Origin of the sequence: Pseudomonas agarici (assembly GCF_001543125.1) — a bacterium.
Taxonomy (GTDB): Bacteria; Pseudomonadota; Gammaproteobacteria; order Pseudomonadales; family Pseudomonadaceae; genus Aquipseudomonas; species Aquipseudomonas agarici.
In genome coordinates, this window is record NZ_CP014135.1 from 183,725 (window position 1) to 199,507 (window position 15,783).

The 15,783-nt window shown below is 59.2% G+C and carries 18 protein-coding genes; 9 read left to right on the forward strand and 9 right to left on the reverse strand.

The window, feature by feature from the left end:
* Window positions 1–23: 23 nt before the first annotated feature.
* The 5 genes from trpE to AWM79_RS00810 all read left to right on the forward strand — a co-directional run bounded on the left by trpE (window position 24) and on the right by AWM79_RS00810 (window position 4,780).
* Window positions 24–1,511, forward strand: a complete 1,488-nt coding sequence (trpE, locus tag AWM79_RS00790; protein WP_017129842.1) for an anthranilate synthase component I — start codon at window positions 24–26, stop codon at window positions 1,509–1,511.
* 13 nt (window positions 1,512–1,524) lie between these two features.
* Window positions 1,525–2,118: an aminodeoxychorismate/anthranilate synthase component II gene (locus tag AWM79_RS00795; RefSeq protein WP_017129843.1), complete on the forward strand. Its 594-nt coding sequence runs from the start codon at window positions 1,525–1,527 to the stop codon at window positions 2,116–2,118.
* 9 nt (window positions 2,119–2,127) lie between these two features.
* Window positions 2,128–3,177, forward strand: a complete 1,050-nt coding sequence (gene trpD, locus AWM79_RS00800) for an anthranilate phosphoribosyltransferase (RefSeq protein WP_060781933.1) — start codon at window positions 2,128–2,130, stop codon at window positions 3,175–3,177.
* Window positions 3,174–4,013, forward strand: coding sequence for an indole-3-glycerol phosphate synthase TrpC (gene trpC, locus AWM79_RS00805; protein ID WP_017129845.1), 840 nt, complete (start codon window positions 3,174–3,176; stop codon window positions 4,011–4,013). Before trpD ends, trpC begins: the two co-directional genes overlap by 4 nt.
* A 65-nt stretch (window positions 4,014–4,078) precedes the next feature.
* Window positions 4,079–4,780, forward strand: a complete 702-nt coding sequence (locus AWM79_RS00810; protein WP_017129846.1) for a lipoate--protein ligase family protein — start codon at window positions 4,079–4,081, stop codon at window positions 4,778–4,780.
* On the opposite strand, the gene crp is transcribed toward AWM79_RS00810, so the two are convergent.
* The gene (gene crp / locus AWM79_RS00815; protein WP_017129847.1) at window positions 4,777–5,421 is read right to left on the reverse strand and encodes a cAMP-activated global transcriptional regulator CRP; all 645 of its coding nucleotides are present in this window, start codon (window positions 5,419–5,421) and stop codon (window positions 4,777–4,779) included. The two genes, AWM79_RS00810 and crp, sit on opposite strands and share 4 nt — an antisense overlap.
* A 205-nt stretch (window positions 5,422–5,626) precedes the next feature.
* Here crp and AWM79_RS00820 point away from each other — a divergent pair, with 205 nt between their 5' ends.
* Entirely contained in the window at window positions 5,627–6,049 is a 423-nt protein-coding gene (locus tag AWM79_RS00820; RefSeq protein ID WP_017129848.1) for an OsmC family protein, read from the forward strand.
* A gap of 50 nt (window positions 6,050–6,099) precedes the next feature.
* Here the strand turns inward: AWM79_RS00820 and coq7 are convergent, their stop codons facing one another.
* The 5 genes from coq7 to hemJ form a co-directional block, all read right to left on the reverse strand.
* Window positions 6,100–6,747 (reverse strand): 2-polyprenyl-3-methyl-6-methoxy-1,4-benzoquinone monooxygenase, encoded by a 648-nt coding sequence (gene coq7 / locus AWM79_RS00825; protein ID WP_017129849.1) that lies wholly within the window; start codon window positions 6,745–6,747, stop codon window positions 6,100–6,102.
* A 125-nt stretch (window positions 6,748–6,872) separates the two neighbouring features.
* Complete coding sequence (locus tag AWM79_RS00830) at window positions 6,873–7,211, reverse strand: histidine triad nucleotide-binding protein (RefSeq protein ID WP_017129850.1); 339 nt, start codon at window positions 7,209–7,211, stop codon at window positions 6,873–6,875.
* Between the two features lie 95 nt (window positions 7,212–7,306).
* Window positions 7,307–8,095, reverse strand: coding sequence for an SDR family NAD(P)-dependent oxidoreductase (locus tag AWM79_RS00835; protein ID WP_060781934.1), 789 nt, complete (start codon window positions 8,093–8,095; stop codon window positions 7,307–7,309).
* A 133-nt stretch (window positions 8,096–8,228) separates the two neighbouring features.
* On the reverse strand, window positions 8,229–9,197 hold the full coding sequence (locus AWM79_RS00840; protein WP_017129852.1) for an NAD(P)H-dependent flavin oxidoreductase: 969 nt from the start codon (window positions 9,195–9,197) through the stop codon (window positions 8,229–8,231).
* Between the two features lie 33 nt (window positions 9,198–9,230).
* A complete protein-coding gene (gene hemJ, locus AWM79_RS00845; RefSeq protein ID WP_060781935.1) occupies window positions 9,231–9,659 on the reverse strand; it encodes a protoporphyrinogen oxidase HemJ in 429 nt (142 codons plus the stop codon).
* Between the two features lie 135 nt (window positions 9,660–9,794).
* Here hemJ and argC point away from each other — a divergent pair, with 135 nt between their 5' ends.
* Both argC and erpA read left to right on the forward strand, forming a co-directional pair.
* Complete coding sequence (gene argC, locus AWM79_RS00850) at window positions 9,795–10,829, forward strand: N-acetyl-gamma-glutamyl-phosphate reductase (protein ID WP_060781936.1); 1,035 nt, start codon at window positions 9,795–9,797, stop codon at window positions 10,827–10,829.
* A 294-nt stretch (window positions 10,830–11,123) separates the two neighbouring features.
* Window positions 11,124–11,474: an iron-sulfur cluster insertion protein ErpA gene (erpA, locus tag AWM79_RS00855; RefSeq protein WP_003176443.1), complete on the forward strand. Its 351-nt coding sequence runs from the start codon at window positions 11,124–11,126 to the stop codon at window positions 11,472–11,474.
* Between the two features lie 75 nt (window positions 11,475–11,549).
* Here the strand turns inward: erpA and AWM79_RS00860 are convergent, their stop codons facing one another.
* Together AWM79_RS00860 and AWM79_RS00865 are read right to left on the reverse strand one after the other, a co-directional pair.
* Window positions 11,550–12,641 (reverse strand): anhydro-N-acetylmuramic acid kinase, encoded by a 1,092-nt coding sequence (locus tag AWM79_RS00860; RefSeq protein WP_060781937.1) that lies wholly within the window; start codon window positions 12,639–12,641, stop codon window positions 11,550–11,552.
* A gap of 3 nt (window positions 12,642–12,644) precedes the next feature.
* Window positions 12,645–14,063, reverse strand: a complete 1,419-nt coding sequence (locus AWM79_RS00865; RefSeq protein ID WP_060781938.1) for a peptidoglycan DD-metalloendopeptidase family protein — start codon at window positions 14,061–14,063, stop codon at window positions 12,645–12,647.
* 210 nt (window positions 14,064–14,273) lie between these two features.
* On the opposite strand from AWM79_RS00865, the gene tyrS reads away from it, so the two are divergent.
* Entirely contained in the window at window positions 14,274–15,473 is a 1,200-nt protein-coding gene (gene tyrS / locus AWM79_RS00870) for a tyrosine--tRNA ligase (RefSeq protein WP_060781939.1), read from the forward strand.
* Between the two features lie 122 nt (window positions 15,474–15,595).
* Here the strand turns inward: tyrS and AWM79_RS25355 are convergent.
* On the reverse strand, window positions 15,596–15,783 hold a 188-nt coding region (locus tag AWM79_RS25355; protein ID WP_208599965.1), incomplete at its 5' end, for a hypothetical protein.

Consider the following 15,783-nt stretch of genomic DNA (forward strand, 5'->3'; position numbering starts at 1 on the left):
AACCTCAAGCCACGAGGCCTATCATGACCCGCGAAGAATTCCTGCGTTTGGCCGCTGCCGGCTATAACCGCATCCCGCTTGCCTGCGAAACCCTGGCCGACTTCGATACTCCGCTGTCGATCTATCTGAAGCTGGCCGACCAGCCCAACTCCTACCTGCTGGAATCGGTGCAGGGCGGAGAGAAATGGGGCCGTTACTCGATTATCGGCCTGCCGTGCCGCACAGTACTGCGGGTGCATGACCAGCGGATCAGCGTGACCCACGACGGCGTCGAGATCGAAAGTCGCGAGGCCGAAGATTGCCTGGCCTTCGTCGAAGAGTTCAAGGCCCGCTACAACGTACCGACCATCGCCGGTCTACCGCGCTTCAACGGCGGCCTGGTGGGCTACTTCGGTTATGACTGTGTGCGCTATGTGGAAAAACGCCTCGGCAAATGCCCGAATCCAGATCCGCTGGGTGTGCCGGATATCCTGCTGATGGTTTCCGACGCCGTGGTGGTATTCGACAACCTCGCCGGCAAGATGCACGCCATCGTCCTGGCCGATCCCTCCCAGGACGATGCCTACGAACAAGGCCAGACGCGTTTGCGCGAGCTGCTGGAACAGTTGCGCCAGCCAATCACGCCACGTCGTGGATTGGAATTGGATCGGCCGCCCGCCGCCGACCCGGTATTCCGTTCGAGTTTCACCCAGGACGACTATGAGCGCGCAGTCGATACCATCAAGGAATACATCCTGGCCGGCGACTGCATGCAGGTGGTGCCGTCCCAGCGCATGTCCATCGACTTCAAGGCCGCGCCCATCGACCTTTACCGGGCGTTGCGCTGCTTCAACCCGACGCCGTACATGTACTTCTTCAATTTCGGTGATTTCCATGTCGTCGGTAGTTCGCCGGAAGTACTGGTGCGGGTCGAAGACGGCCTGATCACCGTGCGGCCAGTGGCTGGTACCCGCCCGCGAGGCGCCAACGAAGAAGCTGATCGGGCCATGGAAGAAGACCTGCTGTCCGATGCCAAGGAAATCGCCGAGCACCTGATGTTGATCGACCTGGGGCGCAACGATACCGGTCGGGTCTCCGAGATCGGCTCGGTGAAACTCACCGAGAAGATGGTGATCGAGCGCTATTCCAACGTCATGCATATCGTGTCCAACGTCACCGGTCAGTTGAAGACCGGGCTGACGTCCATGGACGCACTGCGGGCCATCTTGCCGGCCGGCACCTTGTCCGGTGCGCCGAAGATCCGCGCCATGGAGATCATCGACGAACTCGAACCGGTCAAGCGCGGCATATATGGCGGCGCGGTCGGTTACTACGCCTGGAACGGCAACATGGACACTGCCATCGCCATTCGTACCGCGGTGATCAAGAACGGCGAATTGCATGTGCAGGCCGGTGGCGGCATCGTCGCCGACTCGGTACCGGCGCTGGAATGGGAAGAAACGCTGAACAAGCGTCGTGCGATGTTCCGTGCGGTAGCCCTTGCTGAACAACCCCCTGCGTCTGACGCCTGAGGAGCTTTTTGTCATGTTGCTGATGATCGATAACTACGATTCGTTTACCTACAACGTCGTGCAATACCTCGGTGAGTTGGGCGCGGATGTCAAGGTCGTGCGTAACGACGAACTGACCGTGGCCGAAATCGAAGCCCTCAAGCCCGAGCGTATCGTGGTTTCGCCAGGCCCTTGCACGCCGACCGAGGCCGGCATTTCCCTGGAAACAATCATGCATTTTGCCGGCAAGCTGCCGATTCTCGGTGTCTGCCTGGGGCATCAATCCATCGGCCAGGCTTTTGGTGGCGACGTGGTGCGTGCCCGCCAGGTCATGCACGGCAAGACCAGCCCGTTGTTCCATGAGGGCAAGGGTGTGTTCGAAGGTCTCAAGCTGCCACTGACGGTCACCCGCTATCATTCCCTGGTGGTCAAGCGCGAAACCCTGCCTGACTGCCTGGAGCTGACCGCCTGGACGCAACTGGCAGACGGTTCGGTCGACGAAATCATGGGCCTGCGCCACAAGACACTGAACATTGAAGGGGTGCAATTCCACCCCGAATCGATTCTCTCCGAGCAGGGCCACCAGATGTTCGCCAACTTTCTCAAGCAGACCGGCGGCGTGCGCTAAGGACTTTTCATGGATATCAAGACTGCCCTGAGCCGTATCGTCGGTCATCTGGACCTGAGCACCGAAGAAATGCGCGATGTCATGCGTGAAATCATGACCGGGCAATGCACCGAGGCGCAGATCGGCGCATTCATGATGGCCATGCGCATGAAGAGCGAAAGTATCGACGAGATTGTCGGTGCGGTATCGGTCATGCGCGAGCTGGCGGACAAGGTCGAGCTCAAGAGCCTCGATGGCGTGGTCGATGTGGTCGGCACCGGCGGCGACGGTGCGAATATCTTCAATGTGTCCACTGCCTCGGCCTTCGTGGTCGCGGCGGCGGGTTGTACCGTCGCCAAGCACGGCAACCGCGCTGTATCGGGTAAGAGCGGCAGCGCCGATTTGCTCGAAGCGGCCGGCATCTATCTGAACCTGACGCCTGTCCAGGTAGCACGTTGCATCGATAATGTTGGCATCGGCTTCATGTTCGCCCAGACTCATCACAGTGCCATGAAGCACGCGGCTGGCCCGCGCCGTGATCTCGGCCTGCGCACCTTGTTCAACATGCTCGGCCCGCTTACGAATCCGGCCGGCGTGAAACATCAGGTGATCGGCGTTTTCAACCAGGCACTCTGCCGACCGTTGGCGGAAGTCTTGCAACGTATGGGCAGCAAGCATGTGCTGGTGGTGCACTCCCAGGACGGTCTGGACGAATTCAGCCTTGCGGCGCCAACTTATGTGGCCGAGCTGAAAAACGATGCAATAACAGAATATTGGGTTCAGCCCGAAGACGTGGGTATAAAAAGCCAAAGTCTGTTTGGTCTGGTGGTTGACAGCCCGGCGGCCTCCCTGGCGTTGATCCATGATGCGTTGGGTCGCCGCAAAACCGAGAATGGTCAGAAAGCCGCGGAAATGATCATGCTTAATGCCGGTGCCGCGCTATATGCCGCCGATCATGCCAGCAGCCTGAAAGAGGGCGTTGCCCTGGCTCACGACGCGCTTCACACCGGCCTGGCCCGTGAGAAGCTCGAAGAGTTGGGCGCGTTCACCGCCGTGTTCAAGCAGGAGAATGAAGCATGAGTATACCAACCGTTCTGGAAAAGATACTGCGGCGCAAGGCCGAGGAAGTGGCTGAACGTCGCGCTCGGGTGGGTCTGGCCGAGCTGGAGAACCTGGCCCGAGCCGCTGACGCCCCGCGTGGCTTCGCCAAGGCGCTGATTGAGCAGGCCAGGCTCAAGCATCCGGCGGTGATTGCCGAAATCAAGAAGGCCTCGCCGAGCAAGGGCGTCATTCGCGAGAACTTCATCCCGGCTGATATCGCCATGAGCTACGAGAAGGGTGGGGCGACCTGTCTTTCGGTACTGACCGACGTGGATTATTTCCAGGGTTCGGACCTGTATCTGCAGCAGGCTCGCGCTGCCTGCAAGTTACCAGTGATCCGCAAGGATTTCATGGTCGACCCGTACCAGATCGTCGAAGCCCGGGCGATGGGCGCCGACTGCATCCTGTTGATCGTTGCTGCGCTGGACGATGTGCGAATGGTCGAGTTGGCCGCGGTCGCCAAGAGTGTCGGCCTTGACGTGTTGGTGGAGTCCCATGACGCCGCCGAGTTGGAACGGGCGCTGAAGCATCTCGATACGCCGCTGATCGGTATCAACAACCGTAACCTGCACACCTTCGAGGTCAGTCTCGAAACCACCCTCGACCTGTTGCCGATGGTGCCACGCGACCGCCTGGTGATCACCGAGAGCGGTATTCTCAATCGGGCCGATGTCGAGCTGATGGAAATCAGCGAGGTGTACTCGTTCCTGGTGGGTGAAGCGTTCATGCGTGCCGAAAGCCCGGGAGACGAATTGCAACGGCTGTTCTTTCCGGAGCGCGGGGCACCGCTGGTCAGTTGCTGCGCCCTGGATTGAGTCGAGCGGGTGGAGGAAGCTGGCATTGCCGGCCTCTTTAGAGGGGCGACCCAAGGAAATTTGCGATGACATTGCCCGTTGCCCTTAGCATCGAAGCCGGCTTGCGCGCCGAGCAGGACTTGCTGGCGGCGGTCTGTGCCGGCGAGCAGGAAGGGGGCCTGCTGTTCTGGCGGCCTACCGACCGTGCGCTGGTTGTGCCACGACGCCTGAGCCGCCTGCCGGGCTTCGCGCCTGCTGGTGACGTTCTGGCTGCCAGCGGCTGGCCGGTGTTGTTGCGCGAGACCGGTGGCGAACCGGTGCCGCAATCTGCCTCGACGGTCAATATCGCCCTGGTCTATGCGCCGCCGCGCAGTGAGGGCGATCAGAACCGGATTGAAACCGGCTATTTGCGTTTGTGCCGGCCGATCTGCGATGGGCTGGACGAGTTGGGCGGAACGGCTTCCCTGGGGGAAATTGATGGCGCGTTTTGCGATGGTCGCTATAACGTCAATCTCAATGGTCGCAAACTGGTCGGCACCGCCCAGCGCTGGCGGCAAAGCAGGGGCGGAACCCGTCCGGTAGGGCTGATACATGGCGCGATGCTGATTGACGATGAGCGCGATTCGATGATCGCGGCGGTCAATCGTTTCAATCAGGCGTGCGGGTTGGCGTCGCGCGTGCGTGCTTCCAGCCATATCGCCCTGCATGAAGTGTATCCAGCCCCCCTATTCCTTGAGCATCTGGCCGGGCGATACCAGCAGATGCTGGAGGATATACAGTCTGTCTAGCGGGTGCCGAACACCACCATGGTCTTGCCTTTGACGTGTACCAGATTCTGTTCCTCCAGCCCCTTGAGCACACGACCGACCATTTCCCGCGAACAGCCGACGATACGCCCGATTTCCTGGCGGGTAATCTTGATCTGCATACCGTCCGGGTGAGTCATGGCGTCCGGCTGCTTGCACAGCTCCAGCAGGCAGCGAGCGACACGTCCGGTGACGTCGAAGAACGCCAGGTCACCGACTTTGCGGGTGGTATTGCGCAGGCGCTGGGCGATCTGGCCGCTGAGGGCGTAAAGAATGTCCGGATCCTGTTGGGCCAGCTCGCGGAATTTGCTGTAGCTGATCTCCGCCACTTCACATTCGATCTTGGCGCGCACCCAGGCGCTGCGCTCCTGTTCGTGGCCGGCCTGCTCGAACAATCCCAGTTCACCGAAGAAGTCGCCGGCGTTGAGATAGGCGATAATCATTTCTCGCCGGTCATCGTCCTCGATCAGGATGGTGACCGAACCCTTTACAATAAAAAACAGGGTTTGCGAGCGATCACCGGCGCAAATGATATTGCTCTTGGCCGGGTAGCGTCGGCGCTGACAATGCATCAGCAGTTTGTCGAGGTTTTTGATCTTGGGGGTGGAAGCCAGAGCAACCATGGTTATTTCCCGAAAAGACTGCGCAGTGTGGTTAGTTTTTTTGTTGTAGTGCGAAGGATGGCATAACGCCATCGATTTGGCGCCAGCTTAACAGACACATTGTGCGAAGATTGCGGAATTTACCTAGCCGATCAGCCAGTCGCCACCTGGCTGTAGCAAGCGCTGTGCTAAGCTGGCAACCCTTTTTTAACGGTGGAGTCTTGCAATGAAGGCACGCATCCAATGGGCTGGCGAAGCCATGTTTCTCGGAGAGTCGGGTAGCGGGCATGTGGTGGTGATGGACGGCCCGCCGGAAAGCGGTGGTCGCAACCTGGGCGTGCGCCCCATGGAGATGGTCCTGCTGGGTATGGGCGGTTGCAGCAATTTCGATGTGGTCAGCATTCTGAAGAAGTCGCGCCAGGCCGTCGAAAGCTGCGAAGCCTTTCTCGAAGCGGAGCGGGCGACCGAAGATCCGAAGGTGTTCACCAAGATCCATCTGCACTTCGTGGTCAAGGGGCGTGGCTTGAAGGACGCCCAGGTCAAACGAGCGATCGAACTGTCCGCCGAGAAATACTGTTCGGCCTCGATCATGCTCGGGGCCGCTGGCGTCGCTATCAGTCATGACTACGAGATTATCGAGCTCGGTTGAGTCGAAATTGCGCCTGTTTGGCGCTTTTTTGCGCTTCGCGCCCGACTGCTTCAGATGCGGTAGGTGCTTTTGGTCATGACCTTGGCCAGCAGACTCATACCGAACTTCACCGGTGTCGGGAAACGAAAGCCGCCAGCGTCGAGCGCGGATTCAGCGTGATGTTCTTCATCGATACGCATCTGTTCGAGAATCGCCCTGGATTTTTCATCTTCTGCGGGGAGTTGTTCGAGATGCTCGTTCAGGTGTTTGCAGACCTGATCCTCGGTCGCCGCAACGAACCCAAGGCTGACCTTGTCGCTGATCAAACCAGCGGCCGCGCCGATACCGAAAGACAGTCCGTAGAACAAGGGATTCAATACGCTGGGACGGCTGCCCAACTGGCGGATGCGTTGCTCGCACCAGGCCAGGTGATCGATTTCTTCCTCGGCAGCCTGCTCCATCGCCTCACGTATATGAGGCAGCTTGGCGGTCAGCGCCTGGCCTTGATACAGCGCCTGGGCACAGACTTCGCCGGTGTGGTTGATGCGCATCAGTCCGGCGACGTGACGGGTGTCGTTCTCGCTCATCTGTGCTTCGGGCCGGACGATGGCCGGCGACGGGCGATACGGTTGGCCGCTGAAGGGCAGCAAGGTGCGCATGGCGGTATCGGCTTGCAGTAGCAGACGATCAATCGGCGAGTAGTGACGTTGGGTAGTCATGCTGACCTCCAGAGGAATCTCGTCCCGCAGTTTACCGCAATCGTGGGGGAAGGTTCAGGCTGGGTCATCGAGCCGATGGCTGTTGATGCGTTACGACGTCCCGATGAGCCAGCCTCGGCAGGTGATCAGCCCGGCGGCCAGTTCATCTGGCGCTGACCCAGCACATGCATATGAATGTGATAGACCGTCTGTCCACCCTGTTCGTTGCAGTTCATCACCACACGAAAGCCTTTTTCGCAACCCAGTTCCAGGGCCAGGCGCTGGGCGGTGAACAGGATATGCCCGGCCAGGGCCTTGTCATCCTCGGTCAGGTCATTGAGGGTGCGCACTGGCTTCTTCGGAATCACCAAAAAATGCACCGGGGCCTGTGGGGCAATGTCGTGGAAGGCCAGCACCTGGTCGTCCTCGTAAATGATCTTCGCGGGTATTTCTCTGTTGATGATCTTGGTGAACAGAGTATCCACAGATGTTTCTCCTTAGGTAGGGGGACGGGCCTGAGTCTGTCTGCAGCGTTCCTTAAGTTCAAGTATCGGGAACTCAAGTATCGAGGGCGCAAGTATTAGCGCGGGCAGTAGGCGCGGTTGATCCAGCCGGCGAGTTTGCGCACCATCCAGCGACTACCCAGGCGTGGGGCTCGAGACAGCCAGCGGTTGCGCCAACCGGGGATGATCAGTGCACGGTTTTTTTCCAGGGCGCGGACAGTGTAGAGCGCCACCTCTTCGGGACTCATCATGAGTTTGCTGTTTTGGAGCTTGGCGACCTGCAGGTGGGCGTTATCAAAAAAGGCGGTACGGGTCAGGCCTGGGCAGAGTACCGAGACCTTGATCCCGGTTTTTTTCAGCTCCTCGCGCAACCCTTCGCTGAAGTGCAATACATAGGCTTTGCTGGCGTAATAGCTGCTCATCCAGGGCGCGGGGTGAAACGCGGCGATAGAGGCCACGTTCAGGATCTGCCCACCGCCTTGTATCGCCATCAGGTTGCCCAAGGAGTGGCAAAGGCGAGTGAGGGCGAGGATATTCACTTCGATCAGGTCTTGCTCGGTGCTCCAGTCCTGGGCCAGGAACGGGCCGCAAGTGCCGATGCCGGCACAATTGACCAGCAGGTCGATCAGGTGCTCGCCTTCCTCCAGCTCCAGCAGGAATCCGGACAGGCGTAGCGGCTCGCTCAAGTCGCAGGCGCGAAACAGCACCTCGACGCCGAAGCGCTGGGTCAACTCGATGGCAATGCTTTCCAGCCGATCGCGTTGACGGGCCACCAGGATCAGGTGACGACCGCGGCGCGCCAGGGCTTCGGCCAGGGCCAGGCCGATACCGCTGGAAGCGCCAGTGATCAGGGCGTAACGGGTCATGCAATTCTCCATGGCAACGGCGCGGCACCTTGGAACGGACGGTTACAAGATCAGCGCTGCTCTTTCCCATAGTTTACAGTGGCCGTGGCGACTTGAACCGCTTCGTCGCTGTTTGCAGGCCCCTTGGTTTTGATTAACGCGGCCAGCAGCGTGGCAGTTGGGCGGCGAGAGCTTGGGCCTTGCGGTATTCGTCTTCGAGCCGAGCGATCAGTTGGTCGATGCCTGGCAAGTCATTGATCGAGCCGACGCCCTGACCTGCTGACCAGACCGTCTTCCAGGCTTTAGCTTCGTCGTCGAGAGGCTTGAGCTTCGAGCCGAAATTGACCTCGCCTTGGCCTCGCAGCGCGGCGAGGTCAAAGCCGGCGTTTTCCAGGCTCTGGCGCATAAAGCTGGCCGGTACGCCTGAGACGACGGGAGTATGGATGATGTCGGCGGCCCTGGACGTCAGTAGCATGTCCTTATAGGCGTCGGGGGCATGGCTTTCGGTAGTGCCGATAAAGCGCGTGCCGCAATAGGCCAAGTCGGCCCCCAGCAATTGTGCCGCGAGAATCTCATGACCGTGGTTCAGGCAGCCGGCCAGCAGCAAGGTTTTGTCGAAGAACTGGCGGATTTCGGCGATCAGCGCAAACGGACTCCAGGTTCCGGCATGACCGCCGGCACCGGCGGCCACCGCGATCAAGCCGTCGACGCCGGCTTCGGCGGCTTTTTCGGCATGGCGCCGGGTCGTCACATCGTGAAAGACCAGGCCGCCATAATGATGGACCGCATCGACCAGTTCCTTGACCGCGCCCAAGCTGGTGATGACGATTGGCACCTTGTGCTCGATGCAAATTTGCAGATCCGCCTGCAGGCGTGGGTTGCTGTTATGTACGATCAAGTTGACGGCGTAGGGCGCCGGGTTGTCCAGCTGCGCCAACCCGGTTTGGATTTCCTCCAGCCAGGCCTTGAGGCCGCTACTTTCCCGCTGATTGAGGGCCGGAAAGCTACCTACCACGCCGTTGCGACAGCAGGCTATCACCAGCCGCGGGTTGGAAATCAGGAACATTGGCGCGGCCACGACCGGCAGACGCAGACGTTGTTCGAGCAAGGCTGGCAGCGACATTGGCGGCACTCCGAAAGTGAACGCTGGTAGGATTTAGAACGGCTTGACCACAACCAGAAGGACAATAGCCAGCAATAGCAGAACCGGCACTTCATTGAACCAGCGATAAAAGATATGGCCGCGAGTGTTCTCGCCACGGGCGAAACGTTTCACCTGGGCGCCGCACATATGGTGGTAACCGATCAGCACGACCACCAGCGTCAGCTTGGCGTGTATCCAGCCGCCCTGGCTGAAGATGCCTGGGTTAAGGGCGATCAACCCGCCGCCGAAGATCAGCGTGGCGATCATCGCCGGCCCCATGATCCCTCGGTACAGCTTGCGCTCCATGACGCTGAAGCGCTCCTTGCTGACGACATCCTCGCTCTGGGCATGGTAGACGAACAGGCGTGGCAGGTAGAACAGGCCGGCAAACCAGCAGACGACACTGACGATATGAAAAGCTTTGAGCCATAAATAGAGCATTTTTGGTTATTCCCAGGTTCACGGTAGGCTCAATAGTAGAGGCTTGAGCGTCCGCACGTCATCTTGATGGTTGTCGCAGGCGCGCGCGGCCCCTATTATCGTGGGCTTTCCAGTGGTTTCGTTGAGGGGCAGGTCATGGTCAAGGTCGGTATCGTCGGCGGCACGGGTTACACCGGTGTCGAATTGCTGCGTCTGTTGGCACAGCATCCGCAAGCAGAGGTGGTGGTCATCACTTCTCGATCCGAGGCTGGCTTGGCCGTGGCCGACATGTATCCGAACCTGCGCGGTCATTACGATGGCCTGGCATTCAGCGTGCCGGATATCAAGACCCTCGGGGCCTGTGACGTGGTGTTCTTCGCCACGCCTCACGGTGTCGCCCATGCCCTGGCCGGTGAGTTGCTGGCTGCCGGCACCAAGGTGATCGACCTGTCCGCGGACTTCCGCCTGCAGGATGCCGACGAGTGGGCCAGGTGGTACGGCCAGCCGCACGGTGCCCCGGCGCTGTTGGACGAAGCAGTCTATGGGCTGCCGGAAGTGAGTCGCGAGAAGATCCGGCAGGCGCGCCTGATTGCCGTGCCGGGCTGCTATCCGACTGCAACTCAACTGGGTTTTCTGCCGTTGCTCGAAGCTGGGTTGGCGGATACCTCGCGGCTGATCGCCGACTGCAAGTCCGGTGTCAGTGGTGCCGGTCGCGGTGCCAGTGTCGGTTCGTTGTACTCCGAAGCCTCGGAAAGCCTGAAGGCCTATGCCGTCAAGGGCCATCGCCATCTGCCGGAAATCCGCCAGGGCCTGCGCCGCGCGGCGGGCCAGGAGGTCGGCTTGACCTTCATTCCTCACCTTACCCCGATGATTCGCGGTCTTCATTCGACGCTCTACGCAACCGTGATGGATCGTTCCGTCGACCTGCAGGCATTGTTTGAAAAGCGCTATGCCGACGAGCCGTTCGTCGACGTGATGCCAGCCGGCAGCCATCCGGAAACCCGCAGTGTACGTGGCGCCAACGTGTGCCGGATTGCGGTGCATCGTCCACAGGATGGTGACCTGGTGGTGGTGTTGTCGGTAATCGACAATCTGGTCAAAGGCGCATCGGGCCAGGCGGTACAGAACTTGAATATTCTGTTTGGCCTGGATGAGCGCTTGGGTTTGTCCCATGCCGGCATGCTACCGTAAGGCCTTGATCTCGCTTACCGAAAAAAGCCCGGCGAGTGCAACGTTGTTCATCTAAAGCGCTTGCGGTTGTGCGTATCTGTTGTCGTGAGCGGGTTTGTCGTGACGCCGCAGTACTGCGTTCTGCCTGACGCACCGCGATGAGCGGTGTTAGGGCTGCAAGTGGGGCTTTTTGCCTACTGTGATGCCGTGTGGATTGATTGATATAGCCTAACAATAGTTGACCGCTTTTCTAGGAGAAGTGGATAATGCGCGTCATCACGCATTATGACGGCGTAACGCCGGGAGATAGTCAGCATGAGCGTCGAATCCTTCACCCCCACGGCTTTGCAATTCACCCACGGTGCCGCGCACAAGGTGAAGAGCCTGGTCGATGAAGAGGGTAATGATCGCTTGAAGCTGCGCGTATTCGTTACGGGCGGCGGTTGTTCCGGGTTTCAGTACGGCTTCACCTTCGATGAAGATGTCGCCGATGACGATACCATCGTCGAGCGCGAAGGCGTCAGCCTGGTGGTCGATCCAATGAGCTTCCAGTATCTGGCAGGCGCGGAGGTGGATTACCAGGAAGGCCTGGAAGGTTCTCGGTTTGTCATCAAGAACCCGAATGCCACCACTACCTGTGGTTGCGGCTCGTCGTTCTCGATCTGATTGATCAGCCAGCCTCACCCTTGACGCCGCGAATCTTCGCGGCGTTTTGCTGTGTGGGCTTTTTGGCTAAGAGGCTCAGGCGGGATAGATCGCGCCCAGTACGCGCAAGCCGCGTGCGCCGGTGACGCTGGGGCGGTTGGTCGGGATGCCCTCAAGGCAGCAATGGGCCAGCCAGGCGAACGCCATGGCTTCCACCCAGTCGGGATCGACACCATGGCTTGTAGTGCTGGCAACCGTGGCACCTGGCAGCAGTTGGCTCAATCGGCTCATCAGCGTCGCGTTATGGGCACCGCCACCGCATACCAGTAACTCTTGTGTGTCAGCCTGCGCACTGGTCAGCGAGTCGATGATAGTCTGTGCTGTCAGTTCGAGCAGTGTGGCTTGAACGTTTTCGGCATTGAAGCTGGGTAATCGTCCCAGTTGTTGCTTCAGCCAGCTCAGGTTGAAAACTTCGCGCCCGGTGCTCTTGGGCCCGGTGGCCCGGAAGAACGGGTCGCTGAGCAGCGCTTGCAGCAGCGTCGGTTCGACCTGGCCCCTGGCCGCCCATTGGCCGTTGCGATCATAGCTCTCGCCGCGCTGGTCATGGATCCAGGCATCTAGCAGCACATTGCCGGGACCGCAGTCGAAGCCTGAGACGGGTTTGCCTTGTTCGATCAGGCTCAGATTGCTGAAGCCGCCGATATTCAGCACGGCACGATTGCCACGGCGTTCTGCGAACAGCGCTTCATGGAAGGCTGGAACCAGCGGGGCGCCTTGGCCGCCGGCCGCCACGTCGCGCCGACGGAAGTCGCTGACCACGCTGATGCCTGTCAGCTCCGCCAGCAGCGCCGGATTGCCGATTTGCACGGTAAAGCCGCGAGAGGGTTCGTGGCGGATGGTCTGACCATGGCTGCCGATGGCACGAATCGCTTCTGGCATCAATAACCGCTGTGCGAGGAGAGTTCTGATGCCTTGGGCGGCGAGCGTCGCCCAATTGTGTTCGGCGATCGCGGCCCTGGCAATTTCATCCGGCCCGCTGGCGCACAGATCGAGCAGCTCTGTGCGTAGGGCGCTGGGCATGGGGATGTAGTGAGTTGCCAGTAGTTTGATCCGTGTACTCAGCTCGACCAGCGCGATATCCAGCCCATCCAGGCTGGTGCCGGACATCACGCCGATATAGAGCGTCATGGGTCAGCGCTTGGTTGAAGCGAGCTTGATGGGCTTTTCCTGGTCCATGCGCGCCATCAGCGGCTGGCTCTGGGCCAGGAAGCGCGCACGCTCGGACTTGGCAATCGGGTCGGCCATGGGCAGTTTCTGGCCCAGCGGATCGACGTGGACGCCGTTGACCTGGAATTCATAGTGCAAGTGCGGACCGGTGGAAAGGCCGGTGGTGCCAATATAGCCGATCACCTGGCCTTGCTTGACGTTGCTGCCGGTTTGAATACCCCTGGCGAAGCCCTGCATGTGACCGTAGAGCGTGCGGTAAGTGTTGCCGTGCTGGATGATCACGGTGTTGCCGTAGCCCCCGCGGCGACCTGCCAATAGCACCTTGCCATCGCCTGCTGCTTTAATAGGGGTGCCGCGCGGGGCTGCATAGTCGACGCCTTTGTGGGCGCGGATCTTGTTCAGGATCGGGTGTTTGCGCCCCATGGAGAAGCGCGAGCTGATACGTGCGAAATCCACCGGTGTACGAATGAAGGCCTTGCGCATGCTGTTACCGTCAGCCGTGTAGTAGCTGCTGGCGCCTTGTTTGTTGGTGTAGCGCACCGCGGTGTAGGTCTTGCCGCGGTTAGTAAAGCGGGCGGAAAGGATATTGCCGGTGCCGACGGTCTTGCCATTGACCACCTTCTGCTCGTAGATCACCTCGAATTCGTCGCCTGGGCGGATGTCCTGGGCGAAGTCGATGTCATAGCCGAACACATTGGCCATTTCCCGGGTCAGGCTGTGGGGCATGCCTGCGCGCTGGGCCGAAAGGGACAGGGAGCTGTTGATGACGCCATGGACATAAGCCGACTGTACAGTGGGCATGATGACCACGCGATTGAAAGTAAAGCCTTTTGGGCCCTTGGTCAGGGTGATGCTTTCCAGGTTGCTGACTTTGCTGTGCAGGTTGTTCAGTTGGCCATCAGGGCTCAGTTCGAACTCGAGTTTCTGGCCGTGCTTGAGCTGGGAGAACTGCTTGGCTTGTTTATCGCTGGCCAGGACCTCATGTACTGAAGCAGCCGGCAGGCCGACCTTCTCGAACAGCGTGGAGAGTGTATCGCCGCGGGCCACGATGACCTCCCGGTGGCCGGGGGCTTTTTTCTCTTCGGGGGCTGGCGTCGCCTCGGTCTGGGCGGTGTCCTGAGTGTCTTCGGCACCGTTAGCGATCTGCGCGAAGGGCGATGGATTGCCTTCATTTGTGGCTGGATCGAGTTCTACAGCGTCATTGTCTTGTGCCAGTTGAGCAGCAGGACTTTCCAGTTCAAGGCTCAGGGTGGTCTTTTTTGCTTCCACATCGCTGGAAGGGAATACCAGCAGTGCCAGGCTGAGGAGGGCGGCGATACCACTGGCGGCTAGCAGGTGGGTCTTCGGATAAAGCGGCGGTGCTTTAGACGGCTTGGTGGTCATAGGTAATTTGACTTTGAAGAAGATGAATTGGAAAAGATGAATGACATGATGAAGATGAAATAACTGTATAAAATATAACCAAAACATCTTTGAAGCAAGTCTGTCATGTCCCGGCCAGCAGAACCTTGGCCGTGCGCCGGGCAAAACTTGTATTTGGGCGGCGATCTTGTATGGTTGGTTCCCTTTGAATTTGAGCCTTGCAGGTTGGTTATGAAGTCGGTTGAAGAGCAGCTAGCGCTGATCAAGCGTGGTGCGGAAGAGATATTGGTCGAGTCGGAACTGGTCGAGAAGCTCAAGCGCGGCCAGCCGCTGCGTATCAAGGCTGGTTTCGATCCGACGGCGCCGGACCTGCACTTGGGGCATACGGTGCTGATCAACAAGCTGCGCCAGCTCCAGGAGTTGGGTCATCAGGTCATCTTCCTGATTGGCGATTTCACCGGAATGATTGGTGATCCAAGTGGCAAGAGCGCAACGCGTCCGCCGTTGACGCGAGAGCAAGTGCTCGATAATGCCGAGACCTACAAGGCTCAGGTCTTCAAGATTCTCGACCCGGCCAAGACTGAGGTGGCGTTCAACTCCACCTGGATGGACCAGATGGGGCCGGCGGACTTCATTCGCTTGACTTCGCAGTACACCGTAGCGCGCATGCTCGAGCGTGACGACTTCGACAAGCGCTATACCACCAACCAGCCAATCGCGATCCATGAGTTCCTCTATCCGTTGGTGCAAGGATATGACTCCGTTGCGTTGCGCGCCGATGTTGAGCTGGGAGGCACCGACCAGAAATTCAATCTGCTGATGGGGCGTGAGTTGCAACGTGCCTATGGGCAGGAGGCGCAATGCATTCTCACTATGCCGTTGCTCGAAGGTCTGGACGGCGTGAAGAAGATGTCCAAGTCCCTGGGTAACTACGTCGGTATCCAGGAGGCTCCGGGGGTGATGTACGGCAAACTGGTGTCCATTCCCGATGCGCTGATGTGGCGCTACTTCGAGCTGCTGAGCTTTCGGTCGATGGATGAAATCAACCGGTTTCGCCAAGATGTCGAGGCGGGTGCGAATCCGCGTGATATCAAGATCAAGCTGGCGGAAGAAATCGTTGCGCGGTTCCATGGCGAGGAAGCTGCCGCCAATGCTCACCGTGGTGCCGGCAATCGGATGAAGGATGGCGAACTGCCGGATGATCTGCCGGAGATTGAGTTGATGGCGGCTGAAGACATGCCAATCGCCGCGATCCTCAATAAAGCGGGTCTGGTGAAGAATTCGGCGGTCGCTCGCGATCTGCTAGGGTCGGGGGGGGTGCGTATAGATGGTGAGGTTGTTGATCGCACCTTTATATACAAGCTGGGTGCTACCCATGTTTGTCAGGCCGGGAAGAAAGCATTTGCGCGCATTACGCTGAAATCCGAATAAACCTGAAAATAGCCCTTGACGGCGAATTCCATGGGCCTATAATTCGCCCCACTTCCGACGCGGTCGAAACGAAAAACTCCTTTTCATTCAGTGAGTTAAGTAGATTTAGATCGATGCGGTCTTCAGTTCATCGAAGCCCGGAAGCGCTGTAAAAGAGGTGTTGACAGCAGCGTGTAACGCTGTAGAATTCGCCTCCCGCTGATGAGAGATCGACAGCGCAAGTGGTTGAAGTTGAAGCGTTTTTTGAACGAAAAGCGTTGAAAACTTCTCAAATAATCACTTGACAGTAACTGGCGCTGCTGTAGAATGC